Source organism: Mesorhizobium sp. RCC_202 (genome assembly GCF_041355295.1).
GTDB lineage: Bacteria > Pseudomonadota > Alphaproteobacteria > Rhizobiales > Rhizobiaceae > Mesorhizobium.
This window is the reverse complement of the sequence record NZ_JBFUPO010000004.1, coordinates 24,748-47,139: the sequence shown is the minus strand read 5'-3', so window position 1 is coordinate 47,139 and position 22,392 is coordinate 24,748. Positions and strand designations below refer to the sequence as shown.

Here is a 22,392-nt window from a genome sequence, read left to right as displayed (position 1 = left end):
GAATGCCGCACTACGAACGTATCCTGATCACCGGCGCCGCCGGCCGCCTCGGCTCGCAGTTGCGCAAGGGGCTGGCGCCGCTCGCCAGGACGATCCGGCTGGCCGGGCGCGAACCGTTCGGCGATCTTGCCCCGCACGAGGAACAAGCGGTCTTCGATCTCGCCGACATGGAAGCGACGATCGCGGCGACCAAAGACTGCGACGCGATCGTGCATTTCGGTGGCGCGCCGCTCGAATGCGAGTGGCAGACGATCCTCGATTCCAGCATACGCGGCTCCTACCACATCTACGAAGGCGCCCGGAAACACGGCGTGAAGCGCGTCGTCTACGCCTCCTCCGTGCATGCCATCGGCTACCATGAGGTCGAGGCGCATATCGGCGTCGACGCGCCGGTGCGCCCCGACAGCCTCTACGGTGTCTCGAAGAATTTTGTCGAGAGTCTCAGCCGGCTCTATTGGGACAAGTTCGGCATCGAGACGGCGTGCCTGCGCATCTTCTCGTCCTTCCCCGAACCCGCCGACCGCCGGATGCTGTGGTCCTACCTGTCCTTCGCCGACTGCGTGCGCCTGGTCGAGGCCTCGCTCACCGCGCCGCGCGTCGGCCACACGATCTCCTTCGGCATTTCGGACAACAAGCTGAAGATGGTCGACAACAGCGGCGCGGACCATCTGGGGTTCACCCCGCAAGATAGCGCCGAGCCGTTCCGCGCCGCGGTCGAGGCCAAGACGCCCGTTCCCGATCCGAAAAAACCCTCGGTAAAATATCTCGGCGGCTGGTTCTGCGAACTCGGCCACCCGGATGACAAGCCCGCATGAGGTAAGCCGGCGGCTTGCACACCCGTCAGTCGGTCTGGATCCAGATCGCTTTCGTGTCCAGATATTCATGCAAATGCTCGACGCCGCCCTCGCGGCCGTAGCCGGACATCTTCATGCCACCGAACGGCACCGCCGGGTCGATGGCATGGTACATGTTGACCCAGACCGAGCCGGCCTTGATGCGGCGTGCAAGCTTATGCGCGGTGCCCAGATGCGTGGTGAAGATGCCGGCCGCCAACCCATAGGGCGTTGCATTGGCGCGCGCCACCGCTTCGTCGAGCGTGTCGAACGGCATGGCGGAAATCACCGGCCCGAAAATCTCCTCGCGCGCGATGGTCATCTTGTCCGACACCGAACCGAAGACGGTCGGCGCGATGAAGTTGCCGCCATCATAAAGCGCACCCGTGAGCCGCGATCCCCCGGCGACCAGTTCGGCGCCCTCGTCGCTGCCAGCCTTGATGTAACCCTCGACCTTGCCCGCCTGCCTGGCATTGATCAGCGGCCCGATTTCGGTTTCCGCCTCGATGCCGTGGCCGATGCGCAGTTTACCGGCGAACGCGGCGACGCGGCGCACGAATTCGTCATGGATTTCGCGCGCCACGAACAGCCGCGAGCCGGCAATGCAGATCTGGCCCGAATGCACGAACACCGCCATCGCCGCGACCGGAACAGCCTTGTCGATGTCGGCGTCGCGGCAGACGATGATCGGCGACTTGCCGCCGAGTTCCAGCGAAACGCGCTTGAGGTTTGTCACCCCAGCCCGCGCGATCGCTTGCCCAGTCAGCGTCGAACCGGTGAAGACGATCTTGTTGACGTCGGGATGTTCGGCGAGCCGCGCGCCGGCTTCGGCGCCCGTTCCGCTGACGATGTTGACCACGCCATCGGGCACGCCGGCTTCCTGCATCAGCCGGGCGATCAGCAGCGGCGTCAGCGACGCATCCTCCGAAGGCTTCAGCACGATGGTGCAGCCAGTGGCCAAAGCCGGCGCGATCTTCCAGATCGAGGCTGCGGTCGGCGCATTCCAGGGAATGATTGCGCCGACGACGCCGACCGGCTCGCGCCTTGTGAACGACACGATTTCGCCGGGAATGGAGTTGTCGATCGTCTCGCCATGCAGCGCCGTCGCCATGCCGGCATAAAAGCGCAGCATGCCGATGACGCGGCGGCGGTTGGCCAGCGTGCGCGTGATCGGCAGGCCCATGTCGAGCGTGTCGGAAACGCTGAGCTCTTCCCAATGCGTCTCGAACAGATCGGCGATCCTGAGCAGCACGCATTGACGTTCATAGGGCGAGAATTTCGACCACGGCCCTTCGAAGGCCGCGCGCGCGGCGGCCACCGCCGCATCGATGTCGGCAGCACCCCCGCGCGGCACCGTGGCCAACACCTCGCCCGTCGCCGGGTTGAACGCCTGCATCACCTGGCCGGACTGCGCCGCGACCCACTTGCCGCCGATCAACATCGGCCGGAATTCGCCGTGGTAAAGCGTCGTGGCCTTCGCCCTCGGGTCGAAGTTCAGCGTCATCTCTTCCTCCTCACGAATTCCGAGCAAACTATTACTCCCGCAGCGGGCGCCCTCAAACAAGCAAGATAAAAGGACCTACCAATAAATCGATGTTCGTCGACGGCACTCCATGGCAGATGGAACACGCGCTTTGGCGGTTTGGCCTATGGCTCGCGGCATTGGTTGTATTCCATGATATCGGGCATGACAGGATCGGCAGGATGAACCAGATCGACCTCACCGGCCAAACGGCCGTCGTCACCGGCGGCGCTCAGGGTCTCGGCCTTGCCATCGCCAGGCGCATCGTGGCCTCCGGCGCAAAAGTTTCGCTCTGGGACCTCGACGCCGCTGAATTGCGAAAGGCCACCGCTGACCTCGGCGCCGCGGCAAAATCCGTCACCGTCGACATCACCGACGTCCAGGCGGTGATCGACGCGACGGCAGAGACCGAGACGCAAAGCGGACCGATTTCGATCCTGGTCAACTCGGCCGGTATCGCCGGACCGAACCATACGCTGGACACCTATCCGGTCGAGGATTGGAAACGCGTCATCGACATCAACTTGAATGGCGCCTTCTACGTCAACCGCGCGGTCGTGCCGGGGATGAAGGCGCGCGGCTATGGCCGCATCGTCAACATCGCCTCGATCGCCGGCAAGGAAGGCAATCCGAACGCATCGGCCTACTCCGCGTCGAAGGCGGCGGTGATTGGCATGACCAAGTCGCTGGGCAAGGAACTGGCCGGCTACGACATCGCCGTCAACGCCATCACGCCGGCAGCGGCGCGCACGCGCATTTTCGACCAGTTGAAACAGGAGCATATCGACTACATGCTGTCGAAGATCCCCCGCGCCCGCTTCCTGGAGGTCGACGAGGCCGCCAACATGGTCGCCTGGCTGGTCTCGAAGGAAAACAGCTTCACCACCGCCTCGGTTTTCGACCTGTCGGGCGGGCGGGCCACTTACTGAAAAGGGACGACCTGGCGCGCGGCGACGTCACGCGGCCATTCGGCTCAGCATGACGAAAGGACGGACATCGACTGGACGTGCGACGAGGTCGTCGAGACGGCCGAACAACGGCTGCAGATGCGGCATCGCCAGATGCCGGTCGAGATCGTCCTTCGTGCGCCAGTTCTCATAGAACATGAACACGCAGGGGTCGTTCGGGTCGACATGGAAGTCGTAGTTGATGCAGCCCTCCTCGGCCCGCGTCGGTTCGACGAAACCCGACAGAATCTCTTGCAGTTCCTCACGGGTTTCCGGCTTGGCGACGACGGTGCCGACGACCGTGTAGGGAACCGCCATTTCGTTTCCGTTCATGTCACTTCCGTCCCTGGCTGAGCGCGACGGCGAGGATGATGATGGCGCCGCGCGCGATCAGCTGCTGGCTGAATTCCAGACCCATCAGGATCAACCCGTTGTTGATGAGGCCGATCATCAGCGCGCCGACGATGGTGCCGATGACCGTGCCGGAACCGCCGAACAGGCTGGTGCCGCCAAGCACGGCCGCGGCGATGACCGACAGCTCGTCGCCCTGGCCAAGCTGGAAGCGGCCGGATTGCAGGCGTCCTGCGTAGAGCATGCCGGCCAGTGCCGCCGCCATGGCCGAGACGATGAGGACGCGGAACTTGATCGACTTGGTGTCGATGCCGGAATAGCGCGCTGCGATCTCGCCGCCGCCGGTGGCCAACACGCGGCGGCCGAAACTCGTTCGCCTCAGCACGACATGGCCGACGGCGCCCAGCACCAGCATCCAGATCAGCAGCACCGGCACCGGTCCGACATTGCCGCCGCCGAAAATCCACGAATAGCTCTTCGAGATGATCGGCACCGCGGCCGTGTCGCTGATCCACATCGCGGTGCCGGTGGCGATCCCCATCATGGCCAGTGTGGTGAGGAAGGACGGAATGCCGATGCGCGTCGTCAACAGCCCGTTGAAGGTGCCGATGACGGCGCCGGTGGCGAGACCGGCAACGATGCCGGTGACCGGTCCACCGGCGTCGATCGCCATGGCCGTGGTCACCGAAGCCAGCCCCGCCACCGCCCCGACGGACAGGTCGATCTCTCCGGCCGACAGCACATAGGTCATGGCGATCGCCATCACCGCGATCATTGCCGTCTGGCGCACGATGTTGAGCAAATTGTTGGGGTTGAGGAAGCCCTTGTCGAACAGCGTGATCGCGAAGACGATGAAGATCACGACGAAACCGATATAGATGATGTTCTGCCGCCAGTTGGCGAGCCCAAGCCGCGCGGTGAGCGAAGGAGCCGGCTCAATGGACATGTGTTTCTCCTTCGCTCTTGCTCAGCGCTTTCTGGATAACGATCTGCAGCTTGCGTTCCGCCGCCTGCAACTGCGCGACCGGATCGTCCGTCGGCGCTGACGGGTCGTCGAGATCGCCGCGCTCGATATCGTCCATGATGCGTCCACCCGCGACGATGAGGATGCGGTCGCAGGCGGTGAGCATCTCGGACAGTTCCGAGGAGATCATGACGATAGCCTTGCCGGCCTTGGCGAGCTCGCGCACCAGCATGATGATTTCCGATTTCGAGCCGATGTCGATGCCCGAGGTCGGCTCGTCGAGGACAAGGATGTCCGGCGCGGTCGAAAGCCATTTGCCGATGACGACCTTCTGCTGATTGCCGCCCGAGAGCGTGCGCACCGCATTGTCGCGCGAAGCGGTCTTGATGCGCAGCGTTGCGATCTGGCCGTCGGCCAGCTCGCGCACCTTCCTGTTCGACACAAAACCATTGCTGCTTAACCGGTCGAGCATGGCAAGCGTTACGTTGGAAGCGACCGAATGCTCGGATATGACGCCTTGCCGCAGCCGATCCTCGGGCACCAGCGCCACACCCGCTTCGATGGCATCGCCCGGTTTCGTAATCGCCACCGGCTTGCCGGCGACGCGGATCTCGCCCTCGACAATCGGATCGATGCCGGCAATGACGCGCGCGATCGCCGAACGTCCGGAGCCAAGCAGCCCGGCAAGGCCGACCACTTCGCCGCTGCGGACGACAAAGCTGGCATTCTTCGGTTTCGCCACGCCCGACACATTGTCGAGCTCCAGCAGCGGCTCGCCGATGCGCGATCCTGCGCGCACCACATCCGACAGGCCGCGCGAGCGTTTGCCGACGATGTGTCCAATCATCGTCTCGACCGGCAGTTCCGACAGCGGCGCGGTGATGACATGGCGACCGTCGCGCAGGATGGTGGCGCGGTCGGCGATGCGGGCGATCTCGTCCATGCGGTGCGAGACATAGATGATAGCCACTCCCTCGGATCTCAGCTTGCGCAGGAAGACGAAGAGCCGCTCGACATCGGACACCGCCAGCGCCGTCGACGGCTCGTCCAGCACCAGCACCTTGGCATCCTGCGAGATCGCCTTGACGATCTCGGTCAGCTGCCGCTGGCCGGCGCCGAGATTGCCGGCAATCGCCTTCGGATCGACCTCGACCTCGAGCATGGCGAACAGGGCCCGGGCGCGCTTCTCGGCGGCACGGTCGTCGATCAGGCCGAACGCGCCCTTGGCTTCCCGGGTGAGAAAAACATTCTGCGCCACGGTCAGTGTCGGGATCAGGCTCATTTCCTGGAAGATCATGGCGATGCCCGCGCGACGCGAAGCCTCGGGCGAGATTTCGCCGATCGGCTTGCCGTCGACAAGAATGGTGCCGCTGTCGGGCACATGCACGCCGTTCAGCACCTTGAGGATGGTCGACTTGCCGGCGCCGTTGCCGCCGAGCAGGGCATGGATCTCGCCCTTCTCGATCTGCAGGTCGACATCGACCAGCGCCTTGACGCCGCCGAAGGATTTGCTGACGCCCTTCATCTCCGCCGCATGAACGGGCGTCGCTTCAGTCATGGCTGGACTTTGACCCAATGGCCGCTTTCGCCGGATTCGATCAGCGCATCGGCAACCCGCTCGGTCTTGTAACCGTCCTCGAAATTCGGCGACGGTTGCTTGCCCGAGGCGATGGCCGAGAAAAAGTCGAAGCACTCGACGATCTTGGTTTCGGAATAGCCGATGCCGAGCGCCGGGATCGGCCAGAGGCCTGCACCATAGGGATGCGCGGGGCCGGAATAAACGGTCCTGAAACCACGCGCATCGGCGGGATCGTCGGCGAACATCACCTGCAATTCGTCGCGCCGTTCATAGTTGAACGCAATCGAACCTTTGGTGCCATGTATTTCGAAAGTGATGAAATTATTGCGGCCATAGGCGTTGCGGGTCGCCTCGAGCGAACCGATGGCGCCATCGGTGAACTTCAGCAACGTCACCACCTCGTCGTCGACATCGACTTCAGCGCGCTCGGCGCCGGTGTTCTTTTCGGCAGCGCCCAGCTTGTCGAGATTGCCGCGCTGGAGCGGTCGCGTCTTGTTGTAGGTGCGCACCAGCGCGCTGACCTCGGCGATCTCGCCAACCAGGTAGCGGGCGAGATCGACAACATGGGTGCCGATGTCGCCGATCGAGCCGGAGCCGGCGATCTTTTTCTGGAAACGCCAGGAGAGCGGCGAATCCGGATCGGCCGACCAGTCCTGCAGATAGGTGCCGCGGAAATTGAGTATCGTGCCGATGCGGCCTTCCTCTATGTACTGACGGGCCAGCGCCACCGCCGGCGTGCGCCGGTAGTTGAAGGCGACCATGTGGATGACGCCAGCGTTCTTCACGGCATCGAGCATGGTCTTTGCTTCAGCGCCACCGCGCGCCAGCGGCTTTTCGCAGATGATGTGCTTGCCGGCCTCGGCAGCCGCGATCGCAATTTCCGCATGGCTGTCGTTCGGCGTGACGATGTCGACGACATCGATGTCGGGCCGCTTCACCACGGCGCGCCAGTCGGCCGAAGCTTCCTCGAAACCGTAACGGCGGCGGCCTTCGTCGGCCAATGCCTCGGTGATGTCGACCACCACCTTGCGCACGGGAATGGCCGGCGCCGGCCAGAAGAACATCGGCATGGCCGCATAGGCCATCGCATGGGCCTTGCCCATGAAGCCGCCGCCGATCATCGCCACGTTGAGCGTCCTGGTCATGATGGTCTCCAAATTGAACTGAGAAGGAAGCGGCCGGCAGGGAGTATGCCGGCCGCAGGGCGCGCTACATGCTGCCCTTGATCTTGTCGGTGGCCTCGGCGTGGTAGACGGCTTTCCAGCCTTCCAGCAACGTGTCCTTGGTGACGGGCAGCGCCGGCAAAGCGACAAAGGCCGGCGCCTGCTTGCCGAGCAGGCCGTAGCCGGCAAGCAGCGCCTCGGTGACACCCTGGTCGAACGGACGCTGCGCGCCGAGCCCCTTCACGAAACCGCCGCTCGCCATGTTGATGGCGACGTTCTCGCCGAGATCGCAGGTGGTGATGACGAGGTCGTCGCGGCCGGCGGTGCGCGCCGCCGAGATGACGCCCTCCGCCGGCACGTCCCACACCGCCCAGATGCCGTTGATGGTCGGGTTGGAGGTCAGGATTGCCGAAGCCGCCTTTTCGGCGTCGCCGGTGAAGTCCGGCCCGCCAATGCCTTGTTCGGCGACGATCTTGATGTCGGGATAGTTGTCGGCGATCGTCTTCTTGAAGCCTTCATAGCGCTGCTTGGTGACGAAGAAGTCGGCGGCATGGAAGACCAGGCCGATATCGCCCTTGCCGCCCAGCGCCTTGGCCATCAGATGTGCCGCCGCGACGCCGTTGCCGTAATTGTCGGCAGAGACGACGGACACGTAGTCCTTGCCGGCAACAAAGCCGGCCGGCACGTTGTCCATGAACACCAGCTTGACGCCCTTGTCGGCGACCGCCTTGTAGGCCGAAGCCGTCGCCGACGGATCGGTCGGGATCGAGACGATGATCTTCGGGTTCTGCGCCATTACCGTCTCGAGGTCGGCGACCTGCTTCTCCGGCTTGAAGCCGGCATCGGTGGTGGCGATCACCTCGATGCCCATCTTGCCGAATTGATCCTTGAGCCCTGCGATCTGCGCGCGCGACCAGTCATTGCCGCCATAATGCATGACGATCGCCGCCGTCGCCTTCATGTCCTTGATCTTGGCCAGTTCCTCATCGGTCAGCGTCACCGACGACGCCGATGCCGGGGTTTCGCCGTTCGGGCCCTTCGAAAGCACCGTCTTTTGCAGTTCGGCGAGCGCCGAATCCGGATCGGCGAAGGCCGGAGCGGCGGCATAAAGGCTGGTTGCAAGCAGTGCGGCTGTGAAGGCCGCGGTCATTGTCTTGAAACGTGTCATTAGGTTCCTCCCTGATGACGGGCGCGAAGCCCGATTGTTCAACTCGGCCCCATGGCCTTCTTCAGATAGTTCATGCTCAGTTCAGCTCCTTGCCTGGGGTCCGCCCAGGCATCGAGTTCGGTGGTGATCCAGCCGGAGTATCCGGTGTCCTTGAGCGCCTGAACGATCGGCGCCATGTCAAGATCGCCACGGTCGAGCGGCGTGAACGCGAACGGGTCGCGCTGCCAGCCCTTCAGGTGCACATAGCTGATGCGGTCCTTGAATTCGCGGATCTGCGCCGCCGGATCGCCGCCGGCGGCCGCCAGATGCGCGGTGTCCGGGCAGAAATCGATCGCTGTGTGCTTGAAGATTTCGCGCACCTCTTCGGGACCCTCGACGATGGTCGACAGATGCGGGTGGTAATGCGCCCGCAAGCCCGCTTTGGCGGCGATGTCGATGACCTTATCGAGTGCGGCGCCGAGGCGCTTGAAATCATCGGCTTGCCGGCCCTTGGCGCGCTTGGCGCCGCCGCCGACGACCAGATGCTCGGCGCCGAGTTCGGCAGCCGTTGCCGCGACCCGTTCGATGCGGGCCAGTTCCTCGCCAAGGATATCGTCGAAGATGAAATTGGCGCCTGAGTAACCGGCGACGAGCGTGACGCCGGACCGGTTCAGCACGGCGCGCAACTCGCCAAGGCGTCCTTCATAGTCGAGCAGATTGCCGTCGAAGAGCTCCGTCCCGACATAGCCGGCGGCGCCGATGTCACGGATCGCCTGCTCCATGTCGCCGAAGGTGCGATAGGTGAGCTGGGTGATCGAGGTGACGCCGACGGCGTTGCCGCCAAGCGGTCCCCAGCAATTGGCGTGATAGGCCAGCTTCACCGGCATCTCGTATCCTCCCTGTCCTCCGACCCTCGCTCTACTTATGCGCTCCTTTCGGCCGCCGTCAATTATTAAAATGCAAAAGTTGGCATACTTTTGTTGATAAACGACATAAGTTCTTACTTGATCCGTAAATGGCGTCACGTTACGCATGGCGAAATGGGTCACGGTGGACGGCACCAGGGGACGCAGATGAGGCGGCGAGGACATGGACGAGGCCAGCACCGCAGGTGACGGACAAGCCGCCGCGCCGCGTCGCGCCGCCGGTCGGCCGCGCGCCAGCGAATCCGCGCATGGCAGCCTGGCCGTGCTGCTCAACCTCGTGCGCGGCGGCGTGGCGACGACCCGCCAGGAACTGGAGATCCAATCCGAGCTGGGACGCGCCGTCGTCACCGACCGTCTGGCCACTCTCCTCAAGCTTGGACTTATCGAGGAAGGTGAACTTGGCCCAGCCCTCGGCGGACGCGCGCCGCGCCATGTCCGCTTTCGTCCGCGCATGGGCATCATCCTCGCGGCCGTGCTCGACCATTCTTCGCTGGCGGTCGGCGTCTCCGACCTGACCGGGCGCTTGCTGGCCGAGCACCATGAGGCCGCCGAACTGGCGGCTGGACCCGAACCTGTCGTCCAGCGGCTGGCGACGCTGTTTGCCTGGATGCTGGAGGAGCATGGCAGCGAAGGCGGCATCTGGGGCATCGGCCTGGCGGTGCCCGGAGCCGTCGAGAAGCCTGACGGCCAGCGGCTGTTCGCGCCGGCGCTCACCGCGTTCCAGAACTGGGACGGATTCCCGTTCATCGAGCAATTGGCAACGCTCGTCGGCGCGCCGGTCTGGGTGCGAAGCGGCGTCCAGACGATGACGATGGGCGAGCTGAAGTCCGGAAGCGGTATCGGGCTGACGGACATGATCTTCGTCAAGCTCGGGCGCTCGATCAGCGCCGGCGTCATCTCGGAAGGCGCGCTGCATCGCGGCGCGCAAGGCGCCGCCGGCTTGATCGGCTATACCTTCACCGAGGGCGGGACCCTCGAAACTGTCGCCGGCAGCGAGGCGCTGGCACGCGAAGCCCGTCAGGCGGCCGAAAGCGACCGCAGTCCCTATCTCGCCAGCGTGCTTGCGCGTAGTGGCGAAGTCACGGTTACCGATGCCGGCCACGGCGCGCAACTCGGCGACCCGTTCTGCATCGACCTTCTCGGACGCTGCGGCCGCGCCGTCGGCGAGATTCTGGCGCCACTGGCCAATCTGCTCAATCCGTCGCTGATCGTGCTAGGCGGCAGCGTCGCCGAGACCGGCGACATCCTGCTCGCGGCCGTTCGCGAGGCGGTCTATCGTCAGTCGCATCCAGTGGTGACGCGCGACCTGCGCATCGTGCGCTCGCAAATGGGCGGCTCGGCCGGGCTGGTGGGTGCAGCGCAAGTGGTGGCCGAAGCGCTGTTCGATGCGAAATTCCTGCAGGGCTGGATTACGCTGGGTTCGCCGCGCGAGCATCCCGAATTCAAGGATTTTCTCGCGCGCGCCGCGCTCGACACCGGCACGCGGCCGGCCAAGCCGCGGCCGCCGGGCGGCACGCTTGCGTAGGACCTGCGATCGAGCGTCGCTGGCGCCTGGGGAGGATTGAAGAATGGCAATCACCGGCCTTGGGCCGCATGGCGAACGGGCAGTTCCGGCCGACCAGATCGGTCTGTCGGATGCCGACGCCGATGCCGCCCGCAACCGGCACTTTTCGGTCGCTGTCGTTCTCCACACGACGATGAGCGACTGGGCCAAGCAGGAGCTTGCCGGCATCGTCGCTACGCTCGGCCGCTACGGCGCGGCGGTGGTCGAGGTCATCGATTGCGGCTTTGACGTCGACCGGCAGATTGCCGAATTGCAACGGCTCGTCAGCGAGCCCGTGGATGCGGTCATCTCCATTCCAATCGGCAGCGCCAGGGCGGCAGATGCCCATCGCGCGATCGCGGCGGCCGGCAAGAAGCTGCTGCTGCTCGACAATGCGCCGACCGGCATGCTGCCCGGCAAGGACTATGTCAGCGTCATTTCCACCGACAATTTCGGCCTTGGGCAGATCGGGGCGGAACTGCTTGCGCCGCATGTCGCAGAGGGCGGCAAGATCGGCGTTCTTGCCTATGGCGTGGATTTCTTTGCCACGCATGAGCGCGAGATCGCCTTCCGCAAATGGATCGCCACGCATCGGCCGGACCTGTCGCTGGTGCGCGGCAAGTTTGCCGATGTTTCACAGGCGAAGGCGGCGACCGCAGGCCTGCTGCAGGCCAATCCCGATCTTGCCGGCCTGTTCGCGGTCTGGGACGTGCCGGCGGCTGGCGCCGTCGCCGCTATCCGCGAAGCCGGGAAGACCGTACCGGTGACCACCGTCGACCTCGGCAATGACGTGGCGGCGGACCTTGCCGCCGGTGGCCTGATCAAGGGCATTGCCGCGCAGCTGCCTTACGATCAGGGCGTCGCCGCGGGCATCGCCACCATCCTCGGCCTAATCGATCGCCAGCCGCCGCCCTGGATCGCGCTTCCCGGCCTTAGCGTCACATCAGCCAATGTGGTGGAGGCCTATCAGCTCGTCTGGCGCGCGCCGGCGCCGACGGCCCTGCTGAAGGCGCGCAAGGCACGCAAGAGCATATCCTAGCCTGCCACATCGTGCCTGAAGAGGCAGCGTCCGATCGCACATGGAGGAGTTTCGAAATGAAGGATTTCGACGGCAAGGTGGCCCTGGTGACGGGGACGACCGGTATTGGCCTGGCTACCGCCAGGCGCCTCGCGACCGGCGGCGCCGCGATCATCGCCTGTGGCATCGATCGCGCCGCCAATGCGGCGATGAAGGCCGGATTGGAAAGCGCTGGAGCAGCAGTGCTGATCATCGACACCGATGTCTCCGTTTCCGATCAGGTCCGCGACGCTGTCGCCGCCGGCGTGGCGAAATTCGGCGGCCTCGACGTCATCGTCAATTCCGCAGCGGTGCACCCCTATGGAACCGCGACCACGACCGACTGGGAAACCTGGAACCGGGCAATGACTGTCAACATCGGCTCGATCTATCTGACCGCGCATTTCGGCATTCCCGAAATGATCAAGCGCGGCGGCGGCGCCATCGTCAATGTCGCTTCCGTGCAAGGCTTTGCCTGCCAGCAGAATGTCGCCGCCTATGCAACGACCAAGGGGGCGATCCACACGCTGACGCGCTCGCTGGCGCTCGACTACGCGGCGGCCGGCATCCGCGTCAATTCGGTCAGCCCGGGCTCGATCCGCACGCCGATCCTGGAGCAGGCCGCGCGCGGCGACAATGGCAGCGATGCCGATGTCGAGGCGGCCTACAGGCGCTTCGGCGCGGCCCACCCGCTGGGCCGTATCGGCGAGCCGGAAGAAGTAGCGGAGCTCATCGCCTTCCTATGCTCGTCCAAGGCCGGTTTCTGCACGGGTTCGGACTACAGAATAGACGGCGGCCTGACCGCCGGCATCGGCGTGAAATAGAACCATGAAGATCGGTCTAGGCCGCCACCGGCGATGTCACGGCGAACCGCGCCGTGCCGCAGGCAACGACCTGCCCCGCCCTGTCGTTCAGAACCGATTGGATAGGCGTTGGTGACCCGCGGAAAGCCCACCACCGGGGGGCATCGCGCGCGACGTGCTCGCATCGGTGCTAGAGCAACTCCAGGAAAAGTGTGCAGCGGTTTTCCGTCCGGAATTGCGTGAAAACAAAGACTTAGAGCGGTTCGGCGATTCCGTGAAACGCTGAACCGCTCTAGGCGGCCACGCCACCCAAATAGGCGCTGATGACCGCTTCATTGCTGGCGAGGTCGCTGCCGGGGCCCTCAAGAACGATGCGCCCGGCTTTGAGCACATAGCCGTAATGGGCGAACTTCAAGGCGACTTTGCTGTTCTGCTCGACAAGCAGGATGGTCACGCCTTCGCGATTGAGACGCTGCACGATGTTCATGACTTCCTTGATCAATTGCGGCGCCAGGCCCATCGACGGTTCGTCAAGCAAGAGCAGCTTGGGCGAGGCCATCAGCGCCCTGCCGATCGCCAGCATCTGCTGCTCTCCTCCCGACAGATTCCTTGCATCGCCATTGCGCCTGCGCGCCAGGATCGGGAATAGCTCGAACACGTGATCCAGCCGCCGGCGCCGCTCAACGTCGTCGGCAAGCGTAAACGAGCCGAGGTCGAGGTTTTCCTTGATCGTCATGTCGCCGAAAATACGCCTCCCCTCCGGGACGTGGACGAGCCCGCGATGCGGTAGACGATGGGCGGGGACCTTGGTTATGTCCTCGCCCAGGAAGCGGACACTTCCGGAGGACGCCGCAATAAGGCCGGACAGCGTGCGCAACACCGTGCTTTTGCCGGCGCCGTTGGCGCCAAGCAGGGCGACGATCTGGCCATTTTTGACCGAAAGGCTGACGCCATGAAGCGCTTCGATGGCGCCATAGTGGGCGACGATGCGGTCCGTGCTAAGAACGATTTCGGGCCCCATCAATCCTCCGTGCCGAGATAGGCTTCGATGACCCTGGGGTCCGCGCGCACGACCTCCGGCGCACCGTCGGCGATCTTCTGACCGTAGTCGAACACTACGATCTTTTCCGACACTTGCATGACCAGCCCCATATCGTGCTCGATCAGCAGGACGGTGACGCCGGTTTCGTCGCGAATGCGGCGGATGAGATGTACAAGGTCCAGTTTTTCGCGCTCGTTCAGGCCGGCGGCGGGCTCGTCCAGCAGGATAAGCGCTGGCGTCGACGCCAGCGCTCTCGCAAGTTCGAGCCGCCGCTGATCGCCGTAGGAAAGACCGCCGGCGTGGCGATGCGCATGCTCGGCGATGCCGACGAAATCGAGCCAGCGCATGCCGACCGCGCGGATCGCCTCTTCCTCGCGCCGCTGCGACGGCAAGTGCAGGATGGCCGACACGATGCCATGACGGCTGCGGCAATGCTGGCCGGACATGGCGTTTTCCAGCACCGTCATTTCCTTGAACAGCCGGATGTTCTGGAATGTGCGGGCGAGCCCAAGCGCGGTGATGCGATGCGGGGGCAAACCGGTGATTGGCCGGCCACCCAGTCTGATCGAACCTGCCTTCGGCTTGTAGAAGCCTGTCAGGCAATTGAAGAGCGACGTCTTGCCGGCCCCGTTCGGCCCGATGAGGCTGTTGATGGCGCCTTTCTCAACTGAGAACGAAATGTCGTGAAGGACCTTAAGTCCTCCAAAACTGAGGCGCAGATCGTGGACTTCGAGCAAGGCCATGGTCAAACCCGCTTGTCCGGCCAGAGCCCATTCGGCCTGAACAGCATGATTGCCAGCAGCGCGACCGCGGTCACCAGCGGACGATAGGTGCCCGCACCGCGCAGCACTTCGGGAAGCAAAGCCACGAGGATGGCGCCCAGAACCACACCTGGAATGCGGCCCATGCCACCCAGGACGACACCGAGCAGGATGAGAAGCGATTGGTTGAAGGTGAAGCTTTCCGGCGAGATGGCCGTCATTTTGGCGGCGTAGAGGCACCCGGCGACGGAGGCGATCACCGCGCCCATCATGTAGGCCTGCAGCTTGGCCGAAACACGGTTGATGCCGATCCCGGCGGCGGCGTCCTCATCATAGCGAACGTAGAACCAGGCGCGTCCCATGCGCGACCGCTCGACGCTCAGGCAGACGAAGGCGGTGATCAGCGCAAGCACCAGGAACGCGTAGTAGAAGTGCTGCACCTGCATCAGCTTGAAGCCGAAGATCTCCGGCCGCTCTATGCCGATGAGGCCGCTGGCGCCACCGGTGATATCGAGATTGCGGGCGATGATTCGCACGATCTCGCCGAAGCCCAGCGTCACGATCGCCAGATAGTCGCTGCGCAGCCTCAACGTCGGAGCGCCGATGATGACGCCGGCCGCACAGGCCGCAACCATGGCGACCGGGATGGTGAGCCAGAAGTTGAACCCGAACTCCGCGGTCAGGATGCCCGACGTGTAGGCGCCCACCGCGAAGAAGGCTGCGTAGCCAAGATCAAGCAGGCCGGCATAGCCGACGACGATATTAAGGCCAAGGCACAGCACGACATAAAGCAGTGCCGTGGTTGCCACCTCCGTCACATAGGCGTTGGCGAGTTGCGGCAGCACCAGTGCGCAGGCGAGTGCCGCCAGCCCTGGCAGCACAAATGACCAGCGCATCAATCGAGGCTGCACGGGAACCGGCAAGATCCTTGCTTCGTCGCTCATCACACCCGCTCCACGACCGAGCGTCCAAGAAGGCCGGTCGGCTTGAAGACAAGGAACAGGATCAGCGTCCCGAACACGAAGACGTCGCGCCACTCCGAGCCGACGAAAGGCAGGGAAGAACCGAATGCCTCGAGCAGGCCGAGCAGCAAGCCGCCGAGCATGGCGCCCGGCACGCTGCCGATGCCGCCGATGACGGCGGCGGTGAAGGCCTTCAGCCCCATGATGAAACCCATGAAGAAATGGACGCTGCCATAATAGGCGCCGGCCATGACGCCGCCGCCGGCGGCGAGCGCCGATCCCATGAAGAAGGTCAGGGCGATCACCCGGTCGACATCGATGCCCATCAGGCGGCTCGCCCCCATGTCGATGGAAACGGCGCGCATCGCCTTGCCATACATGGTGCGCGAGACGAAGGTCTGCATCCCGGCCATCAGGGCGATGGAGGCGCCAACAAGCACCATCTGCGTGTAGGTGATATGGACCGAGGAGACATCGACGCCGGCAAAGCCGAGGTCCGTGCTGAAGGCATAATGCCGCCCGCCGGTCAGGGCGAGCGCCGATCCGTTCAGCACCATCGAGGCGCCGAGTGCCGTGATGAGGATGGAGAGGCGCGGCGCACTGCGCATCGGCCGATAAGCGAAGCGCTCGATGACGACGCCGAGCAGGCCGACGACCAGCATCGATGCCAGCAGCGCGCAGACGACGCCCAGCCAGCCATTGCCGACCCAGATGCCGACGAAGGAAAACACGATGAGGCCGATGAAGGCGCCGCTCATGTAAATATCGCCATGGGCAAAATTCAGGAGTTTGATGACGCCGAAGACCATGCTGTAGCCAAGCGCGATCAGGGCATAGAACGAGCCGACGATAAGGCCGTTCACCAGTTGCTGAATAAGCAGATCGAGCGTCATTGATGCTCCAGATACGGGAATGGATACGATCTTGCACAGGCCCTGCACAAGTGCTCGCCGAGCAAGCAGCAACGATGGCGGGGCGTGTTCAAGATCGCCCCGCCATCGATCTGTTTCACCATTTATTCGGCGGCCACCCACTTGCCGCCCTTGGCAATCACGGGGCGGAAGTTTGACGTCTGCAAGGTGTTCTTGTCGGTGAACTTGATTTCACCGGCAAGGCCCTTGAAATCGCTTGCCTTGAGCGCTGCGATGATCGCCTTTTGATCCGCCGACTTGGCCCGCGTGATGGCATCGACGATCAGCTCGCCCACGTCATGCGAGAGCGCCGCATAGGCGCCGGCGTCACGGCCATAGGCCGCCTTGTATTTGGTCTTGAAGTCGCCCGCGCCCGACAGGAGATCGACGGTGGGCGGCGACAAGAGATACACGCCCTCGCCGGCCGAGCCGGCGATCTCCAGATATTCAGGCGAGTTGTTGCCGTCGCCGAGCACGATGCCGCCCTGGAATCCGGCCTGCCGAAGCTGCTTGGTAAGCAGGGCCCCGCCGGCATGGTAGGCGGTCCAGAAGACAGCGTCCGCGCCGCTCGATTTGATCTTGGTGACGACCGCCGAATAGTCCTGCTCGCCGGCAGTGGTGGTTTCCTTTGTGGCAATCTCGCCGCCTGCGCTCTTGAAGGCTTCGGCGGTCAGCTTGGCGAGGTCCGATGAATAGGCATCGCCTTCGTCGATGACGGCGATCTTCTTGTAGCCGTTCTTCTTGAAGAGCTCGACCGCCGTCGTCGCCTGCATGTCGCCGGTCGAATTGGCGAGGAAGGCATTGCCCTGGTTGGCGGCGACCAGTTTGGTCGAATTCGCGCCGATGATGACGAACGGAATGCCGGCATCGCCATAGATCTTCAATGTCGGCAACACAGCGCCCGAGCAATAGCCGCCGACGATGGCAGTCACGCCTTCGGAGACAAGCTTGCTGCCCGCGGTCACCGCCTGCTGCGGATCGCAGGCATCGTCGGCGGTGATGGTGACGACCTTGTCGCCATTGGCGCCGCCTTGGGCGTTGGCGGCGTCGATCGCCATCTTGACGGCGTTCTCCATGTCCTGCCCTTCGCTGGCGAGTTGGCCGGTCATCGGGGCGACGATGCCGATCTTGATGTCGGCGGCCGCGGCCACCGTGGTCAGAGCCAGCCCGGCAAGTGCGGTGGTCCAAGCGAGCTTCTTGAAGGAAACAACCATTATTCTCTCCATTTTCCCCTGTTGGCGCATCCGGGCAGTCCCCGGAATGCATTCTTCTGCCTTGTTGCCAGACGCCCGTCGGCGGTTCGAGGCGATTTCGTCCCCTGGTTAGGTGCGGAGCGGCAATGCTGTCGCCGGCAAGGACCTGGTCGACGGATCAGTGGCTGGCGCCGGCGACCCGGGCATAGGCTCCCTGATAGCGGTTCTCCCGGATGCTCTGCATGATCTCGGCTTCGCGGGCCTCTTGCGCCCGGACGGCGGCCAGCAGGGCCACAGCGCCGTCGATTGGAAAGGCAACGACGCCATCCTCGTCGCCCACGACGATGTCGCCCGGAGCGACGACCATGCCGCCGACGCTGACAGGGACATTGATGGCTCCCGGACCGTCCTTGTAAGGGCCGAGATGGATGGCCGAGCGTGCAAAGCATGGGAACGGACAGCGGCCAATAGCGGCGGCATCGCGAATGGCGCCGTCGATGACAATGCCGGCAGCACCCCGCGACGCCGCCACGCTTGTCATGATCTCGCCGACCAGCGCGCGGCCTTCATAGCCGCCGCCATCGACAACGATGACGTCTCCTGGCTGCAGCAGATCGAGCGCGCGATGGATGAACTGGTTGTCGCCAGCGCGCGTCCTGACCGTCAGCGCCCTCCCCGCCATGGCGCCGCTAACGCGATGAAACGGCCGCAACCCGATAGCCCCTGGAACACGAGCGAGATTGTCGCTGATCAACGGCGTGGCAAGAGCGCGGAACGCGTCTATCAGTCCGCTTCCCTCAGGTTCGTCTGCCATCTGCCGTTCTCCGGTTGTCGACGATCTTCATGAATATAATATCCAATCACAACTAATTCGGCTGAGTCAACCGCCTTGCGGATTGGCCGCTGGAAAAACCCGGAATGGCACAAAACCCCGTGTATGTGGCTTTTGCAATCATTCAGCCACCGTTCATCCGGGACTTGCAATCGCACTGAAGCTCGAGATAAATTGGATAACATATCCACATTTGAGGCGATTGAAGAGGACTGGCCGTGAAGCACGCAGGAAAAGTCGTGATCGTCACCGGGGCAGCGCAAGGGCTAGGCCTTGCCTGCGCCGAGCGCTTTCATGCCGATGGCGCCAATGTCGTGCTGGTCGACGTGCAGGCCGATCGCGGGCGCGCACATGCCGAACGCCTCGGCGAGCGCGCCGCCTGGTTTTCGGCGGATCTCTCCGAAATCACCAGGGACATGGCCGACGGTGTCATCGCCAAGGCCATGCAAAGCTTCGGCGGTGTCGACGTCCTCATCAACAATGCCGGCGTCATCCATCTGGACGATTTCGTCGATTTCCCCGAGGAGGCCTTCGACTGGGTTCAGCGCGTCAACCTCAAGGCACCCTTCCTTCTCGGCCAGGCGGCGGCGCGGGCGATGATCGCGCAGGGACGCGGCGGCTCGATCATCAACATGTCGTCGATCAACGCCATTCTGGCCATTCCCAATTCCGTTGCCTATGCGGTGTCCAAGGGTGGCATCAAGCAGCTGACGGCGGTGATGGCGGTCGGACTGATCCCGCACAACATCCGCGTCAACGCCATCGGCCCCGGCACCATCCTGACCGACATGGTCAGGAGTTCGGTGATGGCCAGCGAAGCGCAGCGCCAGACCATCCTGTCGCGCACGCCGAGCGGCCGCTGCGGCGACCCTTCGGAGATCGCTAGCGTCGCGTCGTTCCTGGCCAGCGACGACGCCTCCTACATTGTCGGCCAGACTATCTATCCCGATGGCGGTCGACTGATCTTGAACTATACGGTGCCGGTGAAGGACTGACCGCGCATGGCCGCCAAGGCGCCTCGCATCAGTCTTGCGGGTTCATGCGCACTGCTGCTCGATGGCGCGCAAGGGACATTCAGCGATGCCACCCAGGAGCTGGTCTGGGCGGTTGCCAACGCCGCGTTGACCCTTGAGGGCGTGCGCGAGGCCGTTCCCGGCATGAACAATCTGCTGGTGCTGTTCGACCCGCTCGCCACCGACGCACACCGCATCAGCGAGCAGTTGAAGTCGCTCTGGGCCGGCGTCGATGCCCACACGGTGGCCGGCACGCATCATACCATTCCCGTCAGCTACGGCGGCGCTCGCGGCGAGGACCTCGCCGGCTGGGCCGCGCATTGCGGCATGTCTGTCGACGAGACCGTCAGGCGCCACGCGGCGGCCACCTACACGGTCGCCGCCATCGGCGCCATGCCGGGCTTTCCCTATCTGTCCGGTCTCGACCCCAGGCTCGCCTGGGCAAGGCGCGGCACGCCTCGCCTGAAGGTGGCCGAGGGCGCCGTGATCATTGGTGGCGCGCAAGCCGGCATCATGCCGATGACTGCGCCGTCCGGATGGCACATTATCGGTCATACCGATGTGAAGCTGTTCAAGGCCGAAGCGGAATTGCCCGTGCTGCTCGGGCCCGGAGACAAGATCCGGTTCACGATCGCAGGGATGGAGGCATGATCGAGATCCTCACCACCGGCCTGCCGAACACGGTCCAGGACCTCGGCCGTCCCGGTCATCTGGCGCTGGGGGTCAGCCATGGCGGCGCCATGGACAGGCAAGCGCTGGCGATCGCCAATCTTATGCTGGGCAATGATCCCAGGGCCGCGGGGATCGAGGTCGCGCTTTATCCGTTCCGGCTGCGCGTTGATCGAGACACCGCCGTCGCCATCACCGGCGCGGACTGCGCCGTCAGTGTCGGCGGCCGGCCGTGCCCGCCCTGGTGGGCCACGACCATCTACGCCGGCGAGACCCTCCTCGTCGAAGCGCCGCGCGTCGGCGCCCGCTCCTACATCGCCTTCGCCGGCGGGCTTGACCTGCCGGTCGTCATCGGTTCGCGCGCCACAGACGTAAAAGGCGGTTTCGGCGGGCTCGCCGGACGCGGTCTGTCGCGCGGTGACCGGCTTGCGCTCAATTCTGCTGAATGCACCCTTCCAGCAGGCGGATTTGGCGCAGCGCTGGAGGAACGGCGCGGCACGACGGACGGCCTTGCCGCGGCCGTCGACCTGCGGGTTCTGCCGGCGGCCGAGTTCGACGCCTTCACGTCGCAGGCCCAGGCAGCCTTCACCGGCAGCGAATGGAGCATCACCAACGACGCCAATCGCATGGGATATCGCCTTTTCGGCGAAACACTCTCCCTTGTCTCGCCGCTGGAATTGCTGTCCCATGGCATCGTCCCGGGCACAATTCAGGTTCCGCCGTCCGGCCAGCCGATCATCCAGCTCGCCGACGCCAACACCTGCGGCGGCTATCCGAAGATCGCCACGGTGATCGAAGCCGACCTCTGGCGGCTGGCACAGGCGCCTGTCGGCGCGCGCCTGCGTTTCTTACCGGTGTCAACGCAGACATCGACGGAAGCGCTTCGCACGATCCTCAAGCGGCGTCACGACTTTGTCGCGGCACGCAACCTCATGGCGGGTCGGCTTCGGCCCGCCTGACACCAGCGAGCAGGCAGATCCATGAAAATCCATCCTTTCACGATCCAGATCGCCCAGGCCGAGATCGACGAATTGAAGAGGCGCATCTCGCACTGGCGCGAGCCTGACCAGTTGCAGGCAATAGGCTGGGCACAGGGAACCGAGTATGAGGCGCTGCGGCAGTTCGCGCGGTATTGGGTCACCGGCTTCGACTGGCGCAAGCAGGAGGCCGCCTGGAACCTCCATCCGCACTACCAGACCGATATCGGCGGTCAAACCATCCATTTCATCCATGCTCGCGCTGCTGTTTCGACCCGCAGAACGGTCATACTCACCCATGGCTGGCCAGGCAGCGTTTTTGAATTTCACAGGATGATCCCGCTTCTGACCGATCCGCTTTCCCACGGCGGAAGACAGGAAGACGCCTTCAACGTCGTGGTCCCGTCGATCCCCGGATATGGCTTTTCGAGCCGACCAATCAGGCCTGGTCTCAACCTGTTCACCGTCGCCGAGCTCTGGGCCGAATTGATGCACCGTCTCGGCTACGAGCGATATCTCGCGCAAGGCGGAGACCTCGGCGCCAGCGTGTCGACATGTCTGGCATATGCGCATCCAGACAGTCTCGTCGGGGTGCATCTGAATTTCATTCCGGGCTCGTACTCGCCTCCCCACGATGCAGGCCCGGATGGCGACCTGACGTCGCAAGAGCGCGCCTTCCTGGCACGCAAAGCCGAATGGGCGGATCTGCACGGCGCCTATGGCCATATTCAAGGCACACGTCCGCAGACGCTGGCCTACGGGCTGACCGATTCGCCGGTCGGGCTGGCGGCGTGGATGATCGAGAAGTTTCGCGACTGGAGCGATTGCGATGGCGATCTGGGCAAGGCGACATTTTCGCGCGACGACGTGCTGGCCAACATCTCGCTCTACTGGTTCACCCGGACCGTCGCCTCGTCGATGCGGCTCTATTGGGAAACGCGCGCTCGCCCGCTTGCATTCCCGCCGGGCACGACGATCGACGTCCCGCTTGCGGTGGCGTTGTTTCCCAAAGAGCTGCCGATGCCGCCAAGGAGTTGGGTAGAGCGCGTCTTTCCGGACATCCGCCGGTGGACAACGATGCCGCGCGGTGGTCATTTCGCAGCTCTCGAGCAGCCCGCTTTGCTTGCACAGGATCTGAGAGCCTTTGCCGGCGGTCTGGATTTCTAACGTCACATGCGTCGCATGCAGCCAAAACCT

22 protein-coding genes are annotated in these 22,392 nt (G+C 64.1%); 9 read left to right on the top strand and 13 right to left on the bottom strand.

Annotated elements, in window-relative coordinates; genetic code table 11:
• The first annotated feature begins 2 nt into the window (after window positions 1–2).
• Complete coding sequence (locus tag AB6802_RS10470; protein ID WP_371010024.1) at window positions 3–815, top strand: NAD-dependent epimerase/dehydratase family protein; 813 nt, start codon at window positions 3–5, stop codon at window positions 813–815.
• Window positions 816–840: 25 nt separating this feature from the next.
• Here AB6802_RS10470 and AB6802_RS10465 read toward each other — a convergent pair whose 3' ends face one another.
• Window positions 841–2,337, bottom strand: coding sequence for an aldehyde dehydrogenase (locus tag AB6802_RS10465; protein ID WP_371010023.1), 1,497 nt, complete (start codon window positions 2,335–2,337; stop codon window positions 841–843).
• A gap of 200 nt (window positions 2,338–2,537) precedes the next feature.
• On the opposite strand from AB6802_RS10465, the gene AB6802_RS10460 reads away from it, so the two are divergent.
• Window positions 2,538–3,284: an SDR family NAD(P)-dependent oxidoreductase gene (locus AB6802_RS10460; RefSeq protein ID WP_371010022.1), complete on the top strand. Its 747-nt coding sequence runs from the start codon at window positions 2,538–2,540 to the stop codon at window positions 3,282–3,284.
• 27 nt (window positions 3,285–3,311) lie between these two features.
• On the opposite strand, the gene AB6802_RS10455 is transcribed toward AB6802_RS10460, so the two are convergent.
• The 6 genes from AB6802_RS10455 to AB6802_RS10430 all read right to left on the bottom strand — a co-directional run bounded on the left by AB6802_RS10455 (window position 3,312) and on the right by AB6802_RS10430 (window position 9,393).
• Complete coding sequence (locus AB6802_RS10455) at window positions 3,312–3,635, bottom strand: putative quinol monooxygenase (protein WP_371010021.1); 324 nt, start codon at window positions 3,633–3,635, stop codon at window positions 3,312–3,314.
• A 1-nt stretch (window position 3,636) separates the two neighbouring features.
• Window positions 3,637–4,599, bottom strand: a complete 963-nt coding sequence (locus AB6802_RS10450; RefSeq protein ID WP_371010020.1) for an ABC transporter permease — start codon at window positions 4,597–4,599, stop codon at window positions 3,637–3,639.
• Window positions 4,589–6,175, bottom strand: a complete 1,587-nt coding sequence (locus tag AB6802_RS10445) for a sugar ABC transporter ATP-binding protein (RefSeq protein WP_371010019.1) — start codon at window positions 6,173–6,175, stop codon at window positions 4,589–4,591. The genes AB6802_RS10450 and AB6802_RS10445 overlap by 11 nt, the downstream gene beginning before the upstream one ends.
• Complete coding sequence (locus AB6802_RS10440; RefSeq protein ID WP_371010018.1) at window positions 6,172–7,341, bottom strand: Gfo/Idh/MocA family protein; 1,170 nt, start codon at window positions 7,339–7,341, stop codon at window positions 6,172–6,174. Before AB6802_RS10440 ends, AB6802_RS10445 begins: the two co-directional genes overlap by 4 nt.
• A 64-nt stretch (window positions 7,342–7,405) precedes the next feature.
• Complete coding sequence (locus AB6802_RS10435; protein ID WP_371010017.1) at window positions 7,406–8,527, bottom strand: substrate-binding domain-containing protein; 1,122 nt, start codon at window positions 8,525–8,527, stop codon at window positions 7,406–7,408.
• A gap of 38 nt (window positions 8,528–8,565) precedes the next feature.
• Window positions 8,566–9,393 carry a sugar phosphate isomerase/epimerase family protein gene (locus AB6802_RS10430; RefSeq protein WP_371010016.1) on the bottom strand — a complete coding sequence of 276 codons (828 nt, stop codon included), beginning with the start codon at window positions 9,391–9,393 and terminating at the stop codon, window positions 8,566–8,568.
• A gap of 202 nt (window positions 9,394–9,595) precedes the next feature.
• On the opposite strand from AB6802_RS10430, the gene AB6802_RS10425 reads away from it, so the two are divergent.
• From AB6802_RS10425 to AB6802_RS10415, 3 genes are read left to right on the top strand one after another with little or no spacing between them, the layout of a single operon-like run.
• The gene (locus AB6802_RS10425; RefSeq protein ID WP_371010015.1) at window positions 9,596–10,957 is read left to right on the top strand and encodes an ROK family protein; all 1,362 of its coding nucleotides are present in this window, start codon (window positions 9,596–9,598) and stop codon (window positions 10,955–10,957) included.
• A gap of 43 nt (window positions 10,958–11,000) precedes the next feature.
• Window positions 11,001–12,014 carry a substrate-binding domain-containing protein gene (locus AB6802_RS10420; RefSeq protein ID WP_371010014.1) on the top strand — a complete coding sequence of 338 codons (1,014 nt, stop codon included), beginning with the start codon at window positions 11,001–11,003 and terminating at the stop codon, window positions 12,012–12,014.
• A gap of 56 nt (window positions 12,015–12,070) precedes the next feature.
• The gene (locus tag AB6802_RS10415; protein ID WP_371010013.1) at window positions 12,071–12,856 is read left to right on the top strand and encodes an SDR family NAD(P)-dependent oxidoreductase; all 786 of its coding nucleotides are present in this window, start codon (window positions 12,071–12,073) and stop codon (window positions 12,854–12,856) included.
• A 271-nt stretch (window positions 12,857–13,127) separates the two neighbouring features.
• Here the strand turns inward: AB6802_RS10415 and AB6802_RS10410 are convergent, their stop codons facing one another.
• The 6 genes from AB6802_RS10410 to AB6802_RS10385 all read right to left on the bottom strand — a co-directional run bounded on the left by AB6802_RS10410 (window position 13,128) and on the right by AB6802_RS10385 (window position 18,518).
• Window positions 13,128–13,856, bottom strand: a complete 729-nt coding sequence (locus AB6802_RS10410; protein WP_371010012.1) for an ABC transporter ATP-binding protein — start codon at window positions 13,854–13,856, stop codon at window positions 13,128–13,130.
• Window positions 13,856–14,620 (bottom strand): ABC transporter ATP-binding protein, encoded by a 765-nt coding sequence (locus AB6802_RS10405; RefSeq protein ID WP_371010011.1) that lies wholly within the window; start codon window positions 14,618–14,620, stop codon window positions 13,856–13,858. The genes AB6802_RS10410 and AB6802_RS10405 overlap by 1 nt, the downstream gene beginning before the upstream one ends.
• Before the next feature lie 2 nt (window positions 14,621–14,622).
• On the bottom strand, window positions 14,623–15,582 hold the full coding sequence (locus tag AB6802_RS10400; RefSeq protein WP_371010010.1) for a branched-chain amino acid ABC transporter permease: 960 nt from the start codon (window positions 15,580–15,582) through the stop codon (window positions 14,623–14,625).
• A complete protein-coding gene (locus AB6802_RS10395; protein ID WP_371010009.1) occupies window positions 15,582–16,493 on the bottom strand; it encodes a branched-chain amino acid ABC transporter permease in 912 nt (303 codons plus the stop codon). Before AB6802_RS10395 ends, AB6802_RS10400 begins: the two co-directional genes overlap by 1 nt.
• Window positions 16,494–16,615: 122 nt before the next feature.
• A complete protein-coding gene (locus tag AB6802_RS10390; protein ID WP_371010008.1) occupies window positions 16,616–17,725 on the bottom strand; it encodes a branched-chain amino acid ABC transporter substrate-binding protein in 1,110 nt (369 codons plus the stop codon).
• A gap of 157 nt (window positions 17,726–17,882) precedes the next feature.
• Window positions 17,883–18,518, bottom strand: coding sequence for an RraA family protein (locus AB6802_RS10385; protein WP_371010007.1), 636 nt, complete (start codon window positions 18,516–18,518; stop codon window positions 17,883–17,885).
• Between the two features lie 236 nt (window positions 18,519–18,754).
• On the opposite strand from AB6802_RS10385, the gene AB6802_RS10380 reads away from it, so the two are divergent.
• From AB6802_RS10380 to AB6802_RS10365, 4 genes are read left to right on the top strand one after another with little or no spacing between them, the layout of a single operon-like run.
• Window positions 18,755–19,531, top strand: a complete 777-nt coding sequence (locus AB6802_RS10380; RefSeq protein WP_371010006.1) for an SDR family NAD(P)-dependent oxidoreductase — start codon at window positions 18,755–18,757, stop codon at window positions 19,529–19,531.
• A gap of 6 nt (window positions 19,532–19,537) precedes the next feature.
• Window positions 19,538–20,200: a 5-oxoprolinase subunit PxpB gene (pxpB, locus tag AB6802_RS10375; protein WP_371010005.1), complete on the top strand. Its 663-nt coding sequence runs from the start codon at window positions 19,538–19,540 to the stop codon at window positions 20,198–20,200.
• A complete protein-coding gene (locus tag AB6802_RS10370; RefSeq protein ID WP_371010004.1) occupies window positions 20,197–21,177 on the top strand; it encodes a biotin-dependent carboxyltransferase family protein in 981 nt (326 codons plus the stop codon). The genes pxpB and AB6802_RS10370 overlap by 4 nt, the downstream gene beginning before the upstream one ends.
• 21 nt (window positions 21,178–21,198) lie before the next feature.
• A complete protein-coding gene (locus AB6802_RS10365; RefSeq protein WP_371010003.1) occupies window positions 21,199–22,362 on the top strand; it encodes an epoxide hydrolase family protein in 1,164 nt (387 codons plus the stop codon).
• The last annotated feature ends 30 nt before the right edge of the window (window positions 22,363–22,392 follow it).